Source organism: Levilactobacillus sp. LN180102 (assembly GCF_050106635.1).
Lineage (GTDB): Bacteria > Bacillota > Bacilli > Lactobacillales > Lactobacillaceae > Levilactobacillus > Levilactobacillus brevis.
Window position 1 is genome coordinate 123,704 of the sequence record NZ_JBNIIX010000002.1, and the last position, 16,671, is coordinate 140,374.

16 protein-coding genes are annotated in these 16,671 nt (G+C 46.0%); 5 read left to right on the top strand and 11 right to left on the bottom strand.

All coding sequences use genetic code 11. The annotated features are described in order from the left end of the window. Positions 1-23 precede the first annotated feature (23 nt). The 9 genes from ACP4IT_RS01890 to ACP4IT_RS01930 all read right to left on the bottom strand — a co-directional run bounded on the left by ACP4IT_RS01890 (position 24) and on the right by ACP4IT_RS01930 (position 9,737). Complete coding sequence (locus ACP4IT_RS01890; RefSeq protein ID WP_011666989.1) at positions 24-398, bottom strand: iron chaperone; 375 nt, start codon at positions 396-398, stop codon at positions 24-26. 337 nt (positions 399-735) lie between these two features. Then, positions 736-1,515: a (S)-acetoin forming diacetyl reductase gene (locus ACP4IT_RS01895; RefSeq protein ID WP_015473105.1), complete on the bottom strand. Its 780-nt coding sequence runs from the start codon at positions 1,513-1,515 to the stop codon at positions 736-738. A gap of 167 nt (positions 1,516-1,682) precedes the next feature. Further along, a complete protein-coding gene (locus ACP4IT_RS01900; protein ID WP_015473104.1) occupies positions 1,683-3,056 on the bottom strand; it encodes a sugar porter family MFS transporter in 1,374 nt (457 codons plus the stop codon). A gap of 211 nt (positions 3,057-3,267) precedes the next feature. Then, complete coding sequence (xylB, locus tag ACP4IT_RS01905) at positions 3,268-4,776, bottom strand: xylulokinase (protein ID WP_011666985.1); 1,509 nt, start codon at positions 4,774-4,776, stop codon at positions 3,268-3,270. 103 nt (positions 4,777-4,879) lie between these two features. Beyond that, a complete protein-coding gene (xylA, locus tag ACP4IT_RS01910; protein WP_011666984.1) occupies positions 4,880-6,229 on the bottom strand; it encodes a xylose isomerase in 1,350 nt (449 codons plus the stop codon). 661 nt (positions 6,230-6,890) lie between these two features. Beyond that, positions 6,891-7,370 carry a hypothetical protein gene (locus ACP4IT_RS01915; RefSeq protein WP_011666983.1) on the bottom strand — a complete coding sequence of 160 codons (480 nt, stop codon included), beginning with the start codon at positions 7,368-7,370 and terminating at the stop codon, positions 6,891-6,893. Positions 7,371-7,384: 14 nt separating this feature from the next. After that, positions 7,385-7,804: a hypothetical protein gene (locus ACP4IT_RS01920; protein WP_011666982.1), complete on the bottom strand. Its 420-nt coding sequence runs from the start codon at positions 7,802-7,804 to the stop codon at positions 7,385-7,387. Between the two features lie 131 nt (positions 7,805-7,935). Continuing rightward, positions 7,936-8,949, bottom strand: coding sequence for a lipoate--protein ligase (locus ACP4IT_RS01925; protein WP_011666981.1), 1,014 nt, complete (start codon positions 8,947-8,949; stop codon positions 7,936-7,938). 323 nt (positions 8,950-9,272) lie between these two features. Next, positions 9,273-9,737 (bottom strand): Rrf2 family transcriptional regulator, encoded by a 465-nt coding sequence (locus ACP4IT_RS01930; RefSeq protein ID WP_015473102.1) that lies wholly within the window; start codon positions 9,735-9,737, stop codon positions 9,273-9,275. Positions 9,738-10,175: 438 nt separating this feature from the next. Here ACP4IT_RS01930 and ACP4IT_RS01935 point away from each other — a divergent pair, with 438 nt between their 5' ends. The 5 genes from ACP4IT_RS01935 (at position 10,176) to ACP4IT_RS01955 (ending at position 16,014) form a co-directional block, all read left to right on the top strand. After that, positions 10,176-11,189, top strand: coding sequence for an ABC transporter ATP-binding protein (locus tag ACP4IT_RS01935; RefSeq protein WP_011666979.1), 1,014 nt, complete (start codon positions 10,176-10,178; stop codon positions 11,187-11,189). Next, positions 11,186-12,160, top strand: a complete 975-nt coding sequence (locus ACP4IT_RS01940) for an ATP-binding cassette domain-containing protein (protein ID WP_015473099.1) — start codon at positions 11,186-11,188, stop codon at positions 12,158-12,160. The genes ACP4IT_RS01935 and ACP4IT_RS01940 overlap by 4 nt, the downstream gene beginning before the upstream one ends. After that, positions 12,160-13,119 (top strand): ABC transporter permease, encoded by a 960-nt coding sequence (locus ACP4IT_RS01945; protein ID WP_011666977.1) that lies wholly within the window; start codon positions 12,160-12,162, stop codon positions 13,117-13,119. The genes ACP4IT_RS01940 and ACP4IT_RS01945 overlap by 1 nt, the downstream gene beginning before the upstream one ends. A 15-nt stretch (positions 13,120-13,134) precedes the next feature. After that, positions 13,135-14,085 (top strand): ABC transporter permease, encoded by a 951-nt coding sequence (locus ACP4IT_RS01950; RefSeq protein WP_011666976.1) that lies wholly within the window; start codon positions 13,135-13,137, stop codon positions 14,083-14,085. A 120-nt stretch (positions 14,086-14,205) separates the two neighbouring features. After that, the gene (locus ACP4IT_RS01955) at positions 14,206-16,014 is read left to right on the top strand and encodes an oligopeptide ABC transporter substrate-binding protein (RefSeq protein ID WP_011666975.1); all 1,809 of its coding nucleotides are present in this window, start codon (positions 14,206-14,208) and stop codon (positions 16,012-16,014) included. A 64-nt stretch (positions 16,015-16,078) separates the two neighbouring features. Here the strand turns inward: ACP4IT_RS01955 and ACP4IT_RS01960 are convergent, their stop codons facing one another. After that, a complete protein-coding gene (locus ACP4IT_RS01960; protein ID WP_015473098.1) occupies positions 16,079-16,408 on the bottom strand; it encodes a TetR-like C-terminal domain-containing protein in 330 nt (109 codons plus the stop codon). 21 nt (positions 16,409-16,429) lie between these two features. Then, positions 16,430-16,612 carry a TetR/AcrR family transcriptional regulator gene (locus tag ACP4IT_RS01965; RefSeq protein WP_024855258.1) on the bottom strand — a complete coding sequence of 61 codons (183 nt, stop codon included), beginning with the start codon at positions 16,610-16,612 and terminating at the stop codon, positions 16,430-16,432. Positions 16,613-16,671 lie beyond the last annotated feature (59 nt).

Below are 16,671 nucleotides of genomic sequence, written 5' to 3' on the forward strand. Positions count from 1 at the left end.
TCTATTTCTCCCCTTAAAAATCCCTACCGCCGCCAGAATGTCGTGCAGTCGATCTTGTCCTCAATGTTGTACTGGATAATTTGTTTCAACAAATCATAGTCAACGTCTTGCGTCCATTTAATGCGGCCAAACTTTTTCCCCGGATTATACCCAGCCGCCGCGATTTGCTCGGCAAAGTGCACCATCCCCTGACCTTCTGGCGCAAATGCCATGTGCGGCTTGGCTACACTGAACCCAATAATAAACGTCCCGTGATCAGTAAACATCGGCTGATTCCAAGCGTACCGCTGCTCCAATTGGGGAAAAGTTTCTTGAACCCAAGTTAAGACCGTCCGTAATTGATCGCGATTTGCCGCATTGTCAACTCGATTAATATAACCTTCAAAATCTGCAATCATCGTTCTCACCTCAACTGATAAAGTTAGTTGACATCATTGTACCATTTAATAACCATTATCGTGGTCATTCACCATTTATAATTACTGTTATGACAAGCTTTACCGGATTCATACCATTCCGCGACACATTTTACACATGACTTTGCTATCTTGTTAGTAAGGGCTGATAACATGACCCCCCTTCCGTTATTAGCACGAGTATCACCATTTGCTTCAATTCTTCCAACCAGAAAATGGTCGTCGTTACTGACGACCATTTTTTGTATCCTATATTCCAGCTAAAAGGGCCTATCCACTAGTAGCGGATAGGCCCTTCATTGTGTTTAATTATGAAAGCTTAGTGGAACTGCATCCCACCATCAACTTCAAGTGTTTGACCCGTAATGTAGTTAGAATCGGGACCGGCTAAGAAAGCCACCCCGTTAGCCACATCTTCTGGTTCTGACAATCGACCTAAAGCGATGTCCTTTGAGAAGGTTTGCATCCCCCATTCGTCGTCTTTACCAGCATTTTGACCAACCTTGTGAGCGATGTCAAACATCATTGGTGTCTTAACAATCCCGGGTGCATAAGCATTGACCGTGATACCTTCAGCGGCTAAGTCACGCGCCGCAACTTGGGTCACACCACGAATGGCAAACTTAGTTCCACTGTACAGAGCTAAGTTCGGGTTACCAACAACCCCGGCTTGAGACGTCGCGGAAATGATCTTTCCACCATGACCCAATTCCTTGAACTTCGCATGGGCTGCTTGAATGCCCCAAAGAACCCCACCCACGTTAACGTGATAAACCGTATCAAACTGTTCTTGGGTGATGGTGTCAATTGGCGTGGTTGGGCCAAGGCCGGCGTTATTAACGATAACGTCAAAGCCGCCCAGCTTGTCGGCCGCTTCATTAACCGCAGCAAACACGCTATCACGATCAGAGACATCGGTCTTGACCGCAATGGCCTTGCCACCAGCAGCTTCAATATCAGAAACGACCTTGTTGGCATTGTCCAAGTTCAAATCAGCAATTGCCACAGCAAAGCCGTCGTTAGCTAACCGTTTCGAGATGGCTTCACCAATTCCTTGTCCGCCACCGGTAACCATTGCTACTTTTCCATTTGATGCCATGTGCCATTCACTCCTTTAGATAAGTAAATTTTCCAGGTACAACCTCATAATAGCGAATAAAACGGGAAAAAGAAAGCGATTGCGTCGGGAAGTTTCCACTAACCCATGACAACTAAAAATGGTCAGACCCGTTTTACCTGATCCCACCATTTTCGTAATCGTTTTCATTATTTTGTCGTACTTAATTCAGCAGCATCTTCGCCTGTCTTAGCACGTAAGGTGGCTTCGATATCTTCCAAAGACCGGTTCCGAGTTTCGAACACTTTCTTTTGGACGAACCAAATGGAAGCAAAACAGAGAATCCCGTAACCAATGAACAAGCTCCCGGTTCCGAAGAAGTCCAATAGAGATGGGAACGTCAAGGAAACAATCATGTTCGCTGTCCAGTTGATCACACTAGCAAAGGAGTTACCTAAGCCCCGAATGTTCAATGGGAAGACTTCCCCAATCATGACCCACATTACGGGACCCCAAGTTGCGGAGAAGAAGGCGATGTAAACTGTCAAAGCAATCACAGAGATGATCGCCGCGGTCTGTGACCCACCTGAGAACTTCATCCCGATGCTCATGATAAACAGGGAGATCCCCATTCCAACGGCACCGATATTTAGCATCTTTTTCCGGTCAATCTTATCCATGATGGCTACCGCAATCGCGGTCACAATCACGTTAAAGATCCCAATTCCAATATGCGCTAACAGTGCAGCTGAAACCCCGAAGCCAACATCCGTGAAGATGGTTGGTGCGTAGTACAGTACCGTGTTGCAGCCCATCACCTGTTGGAAAATGGCTAAACCAATCCCGATGATCAGTGAAGGTCGAACCATCTTGCCAAATAATTCGGACCAACCGCCACTCACGATTTTAGCGGATTCTTGAATATCGGTTAGTTCTTTATTTACAGCCGTTTGATCATGCTTATTCATCGTATCTAACACGTGACGAGCTTCATCTAAATGCCCACTCTTAACCAAGAACCGGGGACTTTCAGGTAAAATCAGCCCACCTAAGAACAATAAGGCAGCAGGAATGGCTGCAAACCCTAACATCCAACGCCAACCCGTATAGAAACCAGAGAAGCTATAGTTGGTAATGTATGCCAAGAGAATCCCTGTCATAACCATTAATTGGAACAAGCTGGAAACCGTTCCCCGTTTGTCAGCTGGTGATAACTCCGCCAAATACGTTGGAATCAAGGCCGAAGCAGCCCCAACAGCCATCCCCAAGATAATCCGGGAAATGATCAACGTCCAAAACTCTGGTGAAAAGGCAGAGCCCAAGGCCCCAACGAAGAAAATAATAGCAGAAAGCAGTAATAATTTCCGCCGACCAAACCGGTCGGACGAAGGCCCAATGATGGCAGCACCTAAGATTGCGCCTAACAAAACCGCACTAACCACCCAGCCTTGTTGCCAAGACCCTAAATTCATTTGCTTCTGAATAAACAGAATGGCTCCAGAAATAACCCCGGTGTCATACCCGAAGAGTAACCCACCAAGGGCGCCGAAGAAATAAACAAATCCGGTCGAAACTTTTCGCATAAATCTCGCTCCTTATTACGACGTTCACCGTCGTTTCCATAACTAGCAACTATCCAATATGTGTGTAAGTTAGTCTCGCAAACCGTTGGTTGATTGCCGCAACCAACCATGAACTTATCATAACACTTTCACAAGCTTTTTGAAACCGTTTTCTTTTTTGGGTAATCAAAAAATCACCAACAATCCCCCTTGGGGTTGCCGGTGATTTAGTCTAAAGCTCCGCTCGCCGATAGTCTAACAACTGTTCACTAATCGTTTTGGTCTGTTGGTAAACCTGCTTGTAAATCGCATGCATCTTTTCGTACTTCTTAACGTTTTCAGGGTTTGGTTCATAGGCCTTACCAAAGTGCACAAAGGTTTCCGCACAATCCTGCAAGGAGTCAAACCAGCCCAAGCCAGTAGCCGCAATCATCGCAGCGCCCATGCCAGGTCCCTGTTCGTTCGTCAGGCTGACCACTTTACGGTTAAAGATATCGGCCTGAATTTGGAGCCACAGCGGGCTCTTAGCGCCGCCACCGATGGAAACGACCGTATCAAAATCACCGCCATTTTCTTCATAGATGTCAAAGAGATCGCGGAAAGAGAAGATAATCCCCTCTAACACAGCTCGGACAAAGTCATAGCGTTGGTGCGTTCCATCAACACCGGTAAAGCTCCCACGAATGTCAGCATCGGCATAGGGCGCCCGTTCACCAACAATGTAGGGCGTGTAGAGTAGCCCATTGGCCCCAACCGTGGACTTGGCAGCACTAGCAACGACTTCCGTAAAGTCTTCAGCCGGCGCAAAGGTCTTCTTAAACCAGCTTAATGAGTAGCCAGCAGCCAACGTCACACCCATCGAATAGAATTTATCTGGGATAGCATGGTCTTCGAACTGTAAGACGCCGTGGTAGTTAACATCCGCATTGTCTTCGTACTTCAAGACCACCCCAGATGTCCCAATGCTCGATAGAACCATATTAGGGTGCAAAATGCCGGCACCAACGGCCCCGGCGGCATTATCCGCCGCACCACCAAAGACTTTGGTAGTCGTAGTCAAACCAGAAAATTCAGCGTAAGCGGGGGTTACCGTCCCAGCTAAGTCAACCGACTTAATCAATGGTGGACACATACTTAATGGGATATCAAAGGTGTCACAGATTTTTTTACTCCATTCGCCTTTCGCGACATCTAGCAAGACGGTCCCAGTAGCGTCGGAGTAATCCATCGCTAGATTACCGGTCATCCGGTAACGCACATAGTCTTTGGGCAATACAAAGTATTTAGCTTGGGCCCAAATGTCGGGTTCGTTTTCCTTTACCCAAAGTAACTTCGTCAATGTGAAGCCTTCTAACGGTTGATTGCGGGTAATATCCACGAATTCATCGCCTAATTTGGCTTCGATTTCTTCTCGCTGGGGCGTGCTCCGGGTATCGTTCCAAAGAATTGCTGGTCGCAAAACCTTTTTGTTTTCGTCTAGCAGAACCAGCCCGTGCATTTGCCCGGAGTAACTTAAGCCTTCAATATCGCTGGCGTCCAAGTGGTCATTTAAAATCAAGCGGACAATGGCAACGGTCGTACCAGAAACCCAGTCCTCTGGATTCTGTTCATTGTATCCTGGTTGCTGTTGAATCAGATCATAATCAAAGCTTTCTTGGGCGACAATCTGCCCGCTGTGGTCTAGGGCCGACACCTTGACGGCACTAGTTCCCAGGTCAACGCCAAGTACATATTTCCCCATCGGTCATTCCTCCTAGTTATTTTCGGTTTAAAAAAGGCGGACGAACACACCGTCCGTCCGCCAATTTCATGGTTAATTAGTTATATCTTAACACGCTCAAAGATTACTTGCTCAACGTATCGATGATGTAATGGTTGATCGTATCCTTAATTTCTTCTAAGTGATCAGAATGCGTTGCCGCGATCAATTCTGATTGTGGCTTGTCGATAGCGTAAGCTTCAAGGGACTTCAAGTCAGCCTTGCCACTTTCGATATCAGCACCAACACCAGACTTGTATGAGCTGTAACGGTCGGCCTTCAAGCTATCTAAGAAGCCATCTTGCTTCATTGCAGCAGCAACCCGGAGTCCAGCAGCAAAGCTATCCATCCCAACAATGTGGCCTAAGAAGAGGTCTTCTGGGGCAAATGAGGAGCGACGAGGCTTAGCATCAAAGTTCAACCCACCGCGAGGGCCAATGCTGCCGTTTTCGACAACTTCGTACATTGCAGCGGTCGTTTCGTATAAGTTTGATGGGTATTCATCGATATCCCAGCCAATTAACTTATCACCTTGGTTAGCATCCAATGAACCTAACAAACCAGCTTCACGAGCAACCCGGATTTCGTGTTGGTAAGTGTGACCTGCCAAGTTAGCGTGGTTACCTTCCAAGTTCAATTTGAAGTCTTTATCCAAGTCGTATTCTTTCATGAAGGCAATCGTCGTAGCGGCATCAAAGTCATATTGGTGAGTCGTTGGTTCCTTAGGCTTTGGTTCCAGCAACATTTGAGCATCGAAGCCGATTTCGTTAGCGTAGTCCTTAGCCATATGGAAAATCTTAGCTGCGTGTTCTTGTTCTTGCTTCATGTTGGTGTTCCAGAGTGATTCGTAACCTTCACGGCCACCCCAGAAGACATAGTTTTCAGAGCCAACCCGCTTACCAATTTCCAAACTGTGCTTCAATTGTGCGGCACTGTAAGCAAAGACATCGGCGTATGGTGAGGTTGCAGCCCCTTCAACGAACCGAGGGTTAGTGAACATGTTTGACGTGTTCCAAAGAACCTTCATACCAGAAGTCTTTTGGTATTCAACGATCTTGTCAACAACTTTGTCCAAGTTGGCGTTCGTTTCGCGTAACGTATCACCTTCTGGAGCTAAGTCACGATCGTGGAAGCAAAGGTAATCTACCCCTAATTTTTGATAAAATTCAAAGGCAGCATCAACCTTGGCTAAAGCCAAGTCCATTGGGTCGGTGTACTTGTCATAAGGACGTTGCGCGGTCCCGTCACCGAATGGGTCAACTAGGCGTTGGTCAAAGGTGTGCCAGTAAGCAACGGCAAACCGTAACCAATCCTTCATTTTCTTACCCATAATCTCTTCTTCTGGGTTGTAGTATTGGAATCCTAAACCAGATTTCTTATCTTGATGGCCGACGTATTGAATCTTGTCGACGCCTTTCCAGTATTCTTCAGTCATAATTATAAAAGCCCTCCTAGTTAGTTCGTTGCGACAACCAACTTACAAATACAAGTATACAAGGATTTATTTTGAATGCAAGCGTTTTCGCAAAAAAATTCAAAAAAGATGATCTCGCTTGTAGCGCACGCCTCACTGACCCGTCACTGCGAGGATTTGGCCTTGTTGGTCGCCTTTTGCTTATGTGAGTTACTGTCCTGGTCCTGCCGCCTTCCAAGACAGTAAATCAAAATTGTTCTAATCAGGCTTAGGGTGCAACCAACGTAACCATGACTCACCACGGTAGCCCGACGGGAAGCGGCAAATGGGCGGGCAAGCCCAACCAATAGTGGCTGGCTTAATCGCACTAAACCAGAAAACGAGCTGTTTCCCCCCCGATCAAGGTTCACTATCATTTTTTACGCAAAAAAAGCGTCCAACCAGTCAAAGACTGCTTGGACGCTTTCATACAGCACTCGCTTGCACGAGTGGATCTATCTCGGAATCCACATTCCCTCAAGATCAGACACGTCACAATACGGTGACATATGTGCCCTGTTGAAAAATTCACCTAGCCGCTTGCGCGGACGACCCGAAAGTCGCGTGATTTTCTCGACTCATCGCATAGATAAGATATTAGCACAATCTCAGCTAAAGTACAAGGCGTCACTGAATACACGAACTACTTTTTAACGTCAGTGGCTTCTTTGTTGGTCGCTGCTGCTTGTAGTTTTTCAATCTGCAAGTTTAGCCAATCATGAAGACTCTCGTCGGCCACTTTAGCTTGTTCAACATAGGTGGTAGCTGGTGCTAAGGCATCAATCCGCAACCCAGAAACATTAATATCAGGCGATTCAATCACGGCATACACGTTTAAATCGGCTTCCTCAGAAGTTTCCATAATCTTGCCAATCGTCTTCGTATCTTGCAATGGCAAATTAATCACACTTAACTCCAACCGAACTGACATCTCAGCATCGGTCACCTTGAGTTCAGCTTGGGCCAGTTTGTCAGCCCCAATTTGTTCACGAATAAATGCCGCCAGTGGCGCCATCGTTTGGTCCGGCTTGTCATAAAAATCAGCCACCGTGGTCTCCGCCGTAAAGTGTTGCATATCATCCTCAGCGACTGCATTAATAAATGCTTGTACTTCTCGTTTCATTTTCCCACCTCGTTTTAACGACCAAACCGTTTCCGGTCATGCCTATCTTGTTCCTTTTTGCGCAACCGTAATGCCAAGACCAGCCAGTACCCGTTTCCCACCATGAGGGCTAAGCTGAACGCCGACATGAGTAGTTTGACCATCATGGTATTCTGCGTTCCCCCGGTCCACATGTTCAGTAACACACTGATTAGCGCCAGCGTATACATCGCGATGACCAGTCCCATGACATAAAAGGATGGGCGCCAATCAATGGCCGCCAGCACTACCGGAATCGCATATAAAATGACTGCCGTCAGCGTTGAACGCCAAAAATCAGTCATGACTTTTGCGGTATTGGCCCCTTGACCAAAGAACCGTGACATTAAAAAACTAATAGCGATGAATCCAACTAGGGACACAATCGCCCAGGCAATAACGTTACGATCTTTCATTTTAACCTAAACCCCTCAATAATTTCTAAAATAAAAGACGTGGTCAAACCGACCACGTCTTAGTCAATTTCCTCTTCTATTCTAACGTATTCCCCGGTGAAAATCAGCTAATCACCAAAAACTAACGCCAGCTAATCAACTAATAAATCAAGAACTTCTGCCGTAGGAATGCCATTGAAGTATTGCTGGGTATCGACACTATCCAAAATGGCGCCCACGTGTTCTCGGTCATACCGCACGCCGGTTAGCTTATCCGCTAATTCAGTCGCATCGGCTGGGCCGAAGAAATCGCCGTAAAACTTTAGGTTCTTAATCTTGCCGCCCTCCACTAATAACCGTGCATCAATTGTACCGGCCGTAAAGTGTTGGCGCTTTTTCACCGTAAATTCAGGTGAATTGCCGTAGACCCAGTCCCAGTTATTGTAATAGTCATTGTAGATCTTATCGATTGCCACTTTTTCATCATCATTGATGGTGACTTCCTTATCGGCAATTGCTTTGAGATCCTTAACCTGGAAGAGTTCCTTTAACAAGGTATCCCGGAACTCCGGCACCGTTAAGTTTTGATATTCGGGAGCTAAATAGGGCTTCAAGTTCGTAACTCGGGACCGCACCGACTTAATCCCCTTAGACTTCATCTTATCTTCCGGGACATTTAAAGCGTGCGCAATCACATCTTGGTCGACATCAAGCATCAACGTTCCGTGAGAGAAGGTCTTGCCACTATGTGAGTACATCGCATTTCCAGAGAACTTCTTGCCGTCCACCAGAATGTCGTTACGACCAGAGACTTCAGCCGTCGTTGCGCCCATCGCATGCAATGCATCCACCACCGGTTGGACGAAAGACTTAAAATCACCGAATTCTTCGCTATCGCTATCAACCACGAAGCTAAAGCAAAGGTTGCCGAGATCTTGATAGACCGCGCCACCACCCGATAACCGACGGGTGACGGTGATGTTATGTTCTTCCACGTATTTTTGATTGATTTCTTCTAATGTATTTTGGTTCCGACCGACAATGATGCAGGGTCCTTCATAGTAAAACAATACCAATGGTTCATCGAACTTTTTGTTGTTCATTAAGTACTGTTCCGTTGCTAAATTGTGTCGAATATCATGTGACTTCATCGCATACCAATACATAACCCAAAACCCCTTTCAAATTAACCACGCCACGGCCCCGACTCCTAACTGTCGGTGTCTTGGTTACTTTAAATCATAGCACGAGTTGTAATCGATTACAATTCAGCTTTCATCTGGGTTTTCATTACCTTATTTATAGAAGATTATTGCTACTTTATCGCTGGTTATTGATCGAAAAAAGCCGTCCAGGTTCACCCCGGGCGGCTTCCAACGACATTAATGGTGACCGTAATCACCATTCCTCATCTACACCATAATTATAATCGGTTTGCTAACTAAAAAATAGCGTTTAGCTCACGTCTTTGCCAATAACTCCCAGCGGTCTATTTGGGGTTAATTAACTGACGGAAGAAACCATGTGCATGTAAGTCACGTTTTAAATCCGTCATCGTGAATTGGTGGTAGAACTTGCGATAGTCCTCATCGGCAAGGGTAAATAAATCCGTCAACGTTTGCGAGATGTTTGCCGAAATATCCGTCTCGTCAGTCGTCTGCGTTCCCTTAGAATCACCGGTGATAAACCGGGCATAGCTAATGGTCGGTGGAATTGTCAGGTCATAAAGCTCACCCACATTGATCTCCGCTAAATCCTTAATGAGTTGATAACCGCCATTTTTACCCACGAACCCCTCGATATAGCCCTGCTTATGCAGGACGGAAAGAATATTGCGAATCATGACCGCATTCAGTTGTAAGGAAGTCGCCAGCTCCCGACTTGCAATCTTACGTGGACGGTTCTCATCCAAGTAAAGCAAGCTGTGAACGGCAACTGAAAAGTCTAATCTCATCGTTCAGCCATCGCTTTCGAAAAATCTGTCATTACTGGTATCATACCACACTCTGCGATCTCGATAATAGTCACAAATTGGTAATCACAGGATTCCCTCATTCAAAATATACATGCATATTTGCGTGATCATTTGCATAGGATTATTCCATTACCGGGTAGTTTGATAACCCGATTATCCAACTTGGTGGATTTAAGTGAATTTTTTTATCATTTTTCAAAGCATCTGCGATGATTGCCATATCAAAGGATTTGAAGAATTTGTGAAAAATAAATGGCAAATTATTTAAAAAATGGTCTTGAAAATTAGAATTTGATTAACTATAATCAAACGCAATTATTGTTTAGGGCCAACTTGAATAGGTCCGAGCCTTTATTCATAAAGGTTTATTCAAAAATGAGAGATATATTAGAGAAAAATACATTGGGAGGGATTTCCGTGGACACTGCAGCAAACTTTTTGACCATTAAAGATGTCAGCACCGCCTTTAAAATTAACGGACAATTCTACGATGCCATCTCCCACGTTAACCTTCAGGTTCATCACGATGAGATTCTCGCGATTGTGGGTGAATCCGGATGTGGCAAGAGTACGTTAGCCACGACCATCATGGGTCTTCATGATGCGGCAGAGACTAAGATTACCGGTGAGATTGACTTCGAGGGAACCGATCTTTTACAGCTTGACGAGGATGGTTACAACCAATACCGGGGCGATAAGATTGGCATGATCTTCCAAGACCCCTTATCCGCATTGAATCCACTCAAACGAATTGAAGATCAAATCAGTGAAGTTATGGATTACCACACCGACCTGTCCAAGGATGCCAAGCATGCGCGGGTCCTAGAATTACTGGATCAAGTTGGCATTGTGAATCCGCAACGAACAGCGCGTCAATTTCCCCATGAGCTTTCTGGGGGGATGCGGCAACGGGTGATCATTGCCATTGCGATTGCCTGCAAGCCGGACCTCATTATTGCTGACGAGCCAACCACCGCATTGGATGTCACCATTCAGGCCCAGATTCTCGATGTGCTCCGTGATATTCAAAAAGAAAATCATGCCGGCATTATCCTGATTACCCATGACCTAGGGGTTGTGGCCGAAACGGCCGACCGAGTAGCTGTCATGTATGCGGGCCAAATTGTGGAACTGGGATCGGCTGAACAAGTCTTCAACACCCCAGAACACCCGTATACCCGTTCTCTACTCCGGTCAATGCCCCAGCGGGAAAACGAGAATGATGACCTCTATGTCATTAAGGGGAACGTCCCATCACTGCAAAAGATGCCCAGTCAGGGTGATCGGTTTGCGCCACGGATTCCGTGGGTTCCCGCCAGTGCTCATGAAGAACATCCCAGTATGCACGAAGTAGCGCCGGGCCATGAGGTTCGCTGCACCTGCTACAAGAACTTTCAATTTCCAGATCAACAAGGGGGCGTGACGGCATGAGCTTAGTTGAAATCAAAGATCTCAAAGTCCACTACCCCATCCGTTCCGGTTTCTGGAACCGGGTCACCGACTCGGTCAAGGCAGTCGATGGCATTACCTTTAACATCGAGGCCGGCGAAACTTACGGTTTGGTTGGCGAATCCGGTTCCGGCAAATCAACAACCGGTAAGTCCGTTGTGGGACTGGAAAAGGTCACTAGTGGCTCCATTATGTATGACGGTAAAGATATTACCGAACGGGCCAACCGCCGCAAGCTCGATTACAACCGCGACGTGCAAATGATTTTCCAAGATTCCTTATCGAGTTTGAATCCTCGTAAGCGGATTGAAGACATCATCGCTGAACCACTCCGTAACTTTGAACATCTGAGTAAAGAAGATGAGAAGCTCCGAGTATTACAGCTCCTTGATATCGTGGGACTAGATGCCGATGCCCTTTACAAGTATCCCCACCAATTCTCTGGTGGTCAACGACAACGAATCGGGGTTGCTCGCGCTGTTGCTACCAACCCCAAGCTCATCATCGCTGATGAGCCTGTCTCGGCTCTGGACTTATCTGTGCAAGCACAGGTGCTGAACTTTATGAAGAAAATCCAACGTCAATTTGGCATTTCCTATCTCTTCATCTCACATGACCTCGGCGTGGTTCGCCACATGTGTAACAACATTGCCATCATGAACCGCGGTCGGTTAATTGAGATCGGTACGCGTGAGGATATCTACAACCATCCGCTACATATTTATACGAAGCGCCTGCTTGCAGCCATCCCCGAAACCAACGTCAACCAACGGGCCGCTCACCGAGCTTCCCGGTTGGCCGTGGAAAAGATCTACGACGAACAACAGAGTAAATACTACGATGAAAACGGTGAAGCTTATCCGTTGGTACAAGTAAGTCCCACCCATTCGGTGGCCTTACCAGAAGAAATCGCTCACCAGCTAGCTAATCAAGAAGGGGAGGTGCAGGCCTAATGTGGAAAACCATTCTCCGTCGTTTCTTAATCATGATTCCCGAAGTTATTATTCTCAGTATTCTGGTCTTCCTCTTGGCCAAGGCGATGCCTGGTGATCCATTTACCGGTTCAATTAATCCCAAGGCCGACCCGGCTCAAATCAAACACTTGATGCGGATTAACGGTCTGTATGACCCCTGGTACCAACAATATTGGAATTGGGTCGTGCACTTATTCCATGGGAACTTGGGGAACAGTTACCAGTACCAGGAACCCGTTACGCGATTAATTGCGGGACGTGCGGGTAACACGTTATGGTTGGCATTATTCACCATGATTTTAACTTATGCTTTCGCCTTACCAATGGGTGTTTATGCCGGCCGGCATGAAGGTAAACTACCAGATACTATTATCCGGGTCTACACTTACGTGACCTACTGTATTCCATTCTTTGTCATCTTAGTTCTAGGCATTTGGATCTTCGGGTATGTCTTTGGTTGGTTCCCAACGACCGGGTCAATATCGTCCGATGCCAGCAGTTGGTTATCCACCATCGGATCTCGGTTCTATCACATTCTGTTACCTGGTTTATTGGGAGCGTTGTTCGGGACTGTCAATATTGTTCAGTACTTACGTTCAGAAGTGATTGACGCCAAGCATTCTGACTACGTCCGTACAGCGCGGTCCAAAGGGGTGCCCAACAAGGACATCTACCGGCATCATATTTTCCGGAACTCACTGTTGCCAATTGCCGCTTTTGCGGGTTACTCCATTACCGGGTTACTGAACGGGTCCATCTTTACCGAAACGGTCTTCTCTTATCCCGGTATGGGCCTCCTATTCGTGAACTCTATTAGTTATCGTGATTACACGGTTATTACCGCATTAGTGTTAATTTACGGGATTTTGAACCTCATTGGTACATTGCTTTCCGATATCATCTTAAGCATTGTTGATCCCCGGATTCGGATTCAATAAAGGAGGCTAAACCACATGGCAGAAAATTTTGAACAACACTCAGACGTTTCCGCAGCTGATTTAGCCCGGCTAACGCAAGAAGCACAAGCAGAAGCTACCCCTTCGACCGCCAAAATTATTTGGAGTGAATTCAAGGCCGATAAACCGGCGATGGCCGCTTTAATTATTATTGTTGGCTTTATTGTATTCGTCATGATTGGTGCGTTATTTATCAACACGCCCAAAATGATGGAAACTAATATTATGGCTTACTTCAATCAACCATTTACCAGTGATTTCTGGTTAGGGGCCGATTCCGGTGGCCGTTCAGTTGCCAAGCAGCTGATTGTCGGCTCACGAAATTCAATCGGGATCGCAATTGGCTTGACCGCAATTTCTTCGACATTTGGGATTTGCTGGGGGCTGATTTCTGGCTACTTTAATGGCTATATTGATTGGGGGATGCAACGGATCTATGACTTCATGATGATGTTACCCATGACCATGATGATCATTGTCCTCGTTACTATCATCCCACACTACAATTCAGTTACCTTAACGTTAATCTTTTCTATCTTCTACTGGGAAGGAACGTCTCGTTTAATTCGGTCACGAACCCTCGCTGAGTCGGAAAAAGATTACGTTGCTGCCTCACGAACTTCAGGAACAAATCACTGGAAGATTATCTTCAGAGAAATTATGCCTAATATTTCCTCATTGATTATCGTTGACTGTACCCTATCATTTGCCGAAAACATTGGGGTTGAAACGGGTCTTTCTTACTTGGGATTCGGGCTACCTAGCCAAACCCCTTCGCTGGGGACCATGATTGCCAATGCCAATGATCCCAACAACATTACCCAATACTGGTGGACTTGGTTACCAGCCGCACTAGAAATCATCATTTTATGTTTATCAATTAGTTACGTTGGTCAGGTTCTACGACGGTCCGCAGATGCTTCGCAACGTCAAGGATCAATTAACTAGTCCAATTCACGACTTTTAAGGAGATGGTGCCACCCTGACATCCCGCGCCCTAGTCTTATCGTATCATTCTGAGGGGAATGACACGCTTGTACCTAACTATTAATTAAGGGGGAAACATAAATGGATAAGAAAAAGCTCGCATTGTCAGCGATGGCTGTTCTAGCAACCGTTAGCCTCGCTGCTTGTTCCAGCAAGAGTTCATCTAGTTCTGAAAATGGTACCACTGCTTCTTTGAAATTATCACCGACTTTTAACAATAAGAAAGCCACTAATGCTTCAGCCACCAAGAATAGTACACTGAAGCTGGCTGAACCTAATGATTCACCCTTCCAAGGGATCTCTGATCAAGTTCTATCCACCAACCAAGAAGACGCTGATGTCTTTGCTCCTGGTGGTGGCGGCTCCCTATTCAATGTAGATAAAAATTACAAAATCATCGATGGTGGATTAGCTAACCAACGGATTAATCGGAAGGCTAAAACCGTAACCATCACTTTACAAAAAGACGCCAAGTGGTCGAACGGCTCTAAAGTTACTGCTAAGGATATCGAATACCCTTATGAAGTTATCGCTAACAAAAACACCACTTCACAACAATACTCAGCTGATTTTAATACCATTAAAGGAATGGCGGCCTACCATACTGGAAAAGCTAAGACCATTTCAGGAATTACTTTCCCAGATGGTGAAAAGGGACGCACTGCGGTTATCCATTTAACCAAAGTCACGCCTGCCATGAAGTACTCTGGTAACTCTTTCATTTGGGGAACTGTTGAACCATATGAATACATCAAGAATGTTCCGATTGCAAAATTGGCTTCGTCTAAACAAGTTCGGAAAAACCCCATCTTCACGGGTGCTTACAAGCTAGATAAGGTCGTTGAAGGTGAATCAACCACTTGGTCACCAAACAAGTACTACTACGGCAAAACCCCTCAAATCAAGCATATCAGTATCAATGTCGTTTCTTCTAACAATATTGATAAAGCCATTCAATCTGGTAAGTATGATTTTACGGTCCCTGGTAGCGTCTTGCATGGAACCGACTACAAAGAGCTTAAAAATGTGAAGAACTACAAGATTACTGGTCAGCCAGCGCTTTCCTATGATTACTTCGGCTTCAATGTCGGTCACTACGACACTAAGACCCAAAAGAACGTCATGGATAAGAATAGCAAGATGGCCAATAAGAGTCTACGTCAGGCGATGATGTATGCCTTGAACCTTGACGCCGTCAGCAAAAAGTTTGGTAATGGGATCACTTGGCGTGCCAATACGCTAATTCCACCAATCTTCTCAAAGTACTACGACTCATCTGCTAAAGGCTACCCACTCAACATCAAGAAAGCTGACAAATTGTTAACCGACGCGGGCTACAAGAAACGCAATGGTAGCAAATGGCGTTCTGATCCCAGTGGTAAGAAGTTAACCATCTACTTTGGCGCAATGACTGGGACTTCCGCACAAGCAGCCGAATACCAAGACTATCTACAGCAATGGCACAAGGTCGGCTTAAACGTTCAGTTCACTGGTGGCAAGACGATGGAAATGAACAGTTTCTACTCAACTCTGCAAAAGCCAAAACAAAGCTCCATTGATGTTTATGCTGCCGCTTGGGGCGTGTCATCTGAACCAACACCTACCCAACTTTATGGTGAAGATGCGACCTACAACATGGGCCACTTCGTCTCTAAGAAAAATACGCAATTGATGAATGAAATGAACAGTGATAAGGCTTGGAATGACACTTATCGGACTAAGGCCTTCAAACAATGGCAGAAATACATGAATGAACAAGCTGCCGTTGCTCCCGGCTCATTCAGTTACAACTGGGTTCCAGTTAATACTCGAGTTAAGGGCTTTGATATGGGTCCCGCTAACAATAGCTTCTGGTCTAACCTTTCGTTAACCTCATCAAGTCTCAAATAAGCCACACCAAAAACACCGAATCCCGTGAGGCTCGGTGTTTTTTTGCGTTCTCAATCCACTCAACTCATGTCCGCAACAAGAAGCGACTCGCCTTTTGTTCCATCAGTCTTGGGGACTCCGGCATCCCCCGCTCTAGCCACGTGACAGACAGATTAATCACGGCCCTCGCAAAGAACTCGATGTAGTAATCTTCCACAGTTAGCGGGGCCTTAGCCAAAATTCGGCTCTCCGCTAACAACCGGCGGTAGACCTGTTGAAAGGTCGCCATCAACACCCGAATTTTGCCATTTTTCACCAATAATAATTGATTGTCCGCCTCTCGTTGGGCCAATTCAAAGTAACGCGTCATCAGTCCCGTTAAATCAACCTGCTGGAAATTAGGTAATGCTCGCAAATAGCGACTGATCCCTTGTTCCTAGGCCGCCAAAATAATTTCGTCAAAGTTCCCAAAACGATTATAAAAGTACGTCCGCGATACCCCCGCTTGTTGGCACAACTCCGTAACTGAAATGTCCGGCATGGGCTTGCGCGCCAGCAGTAATAGCAATGCGCGGTAGCTCTCACGCAGCTTCTGGTCTTTCAATTCCTGTGGACTCATGATTGACAAATACCTCCTTTTTTGTCACGCAACTGTTTTCTTCCGGTATACCATCTTAT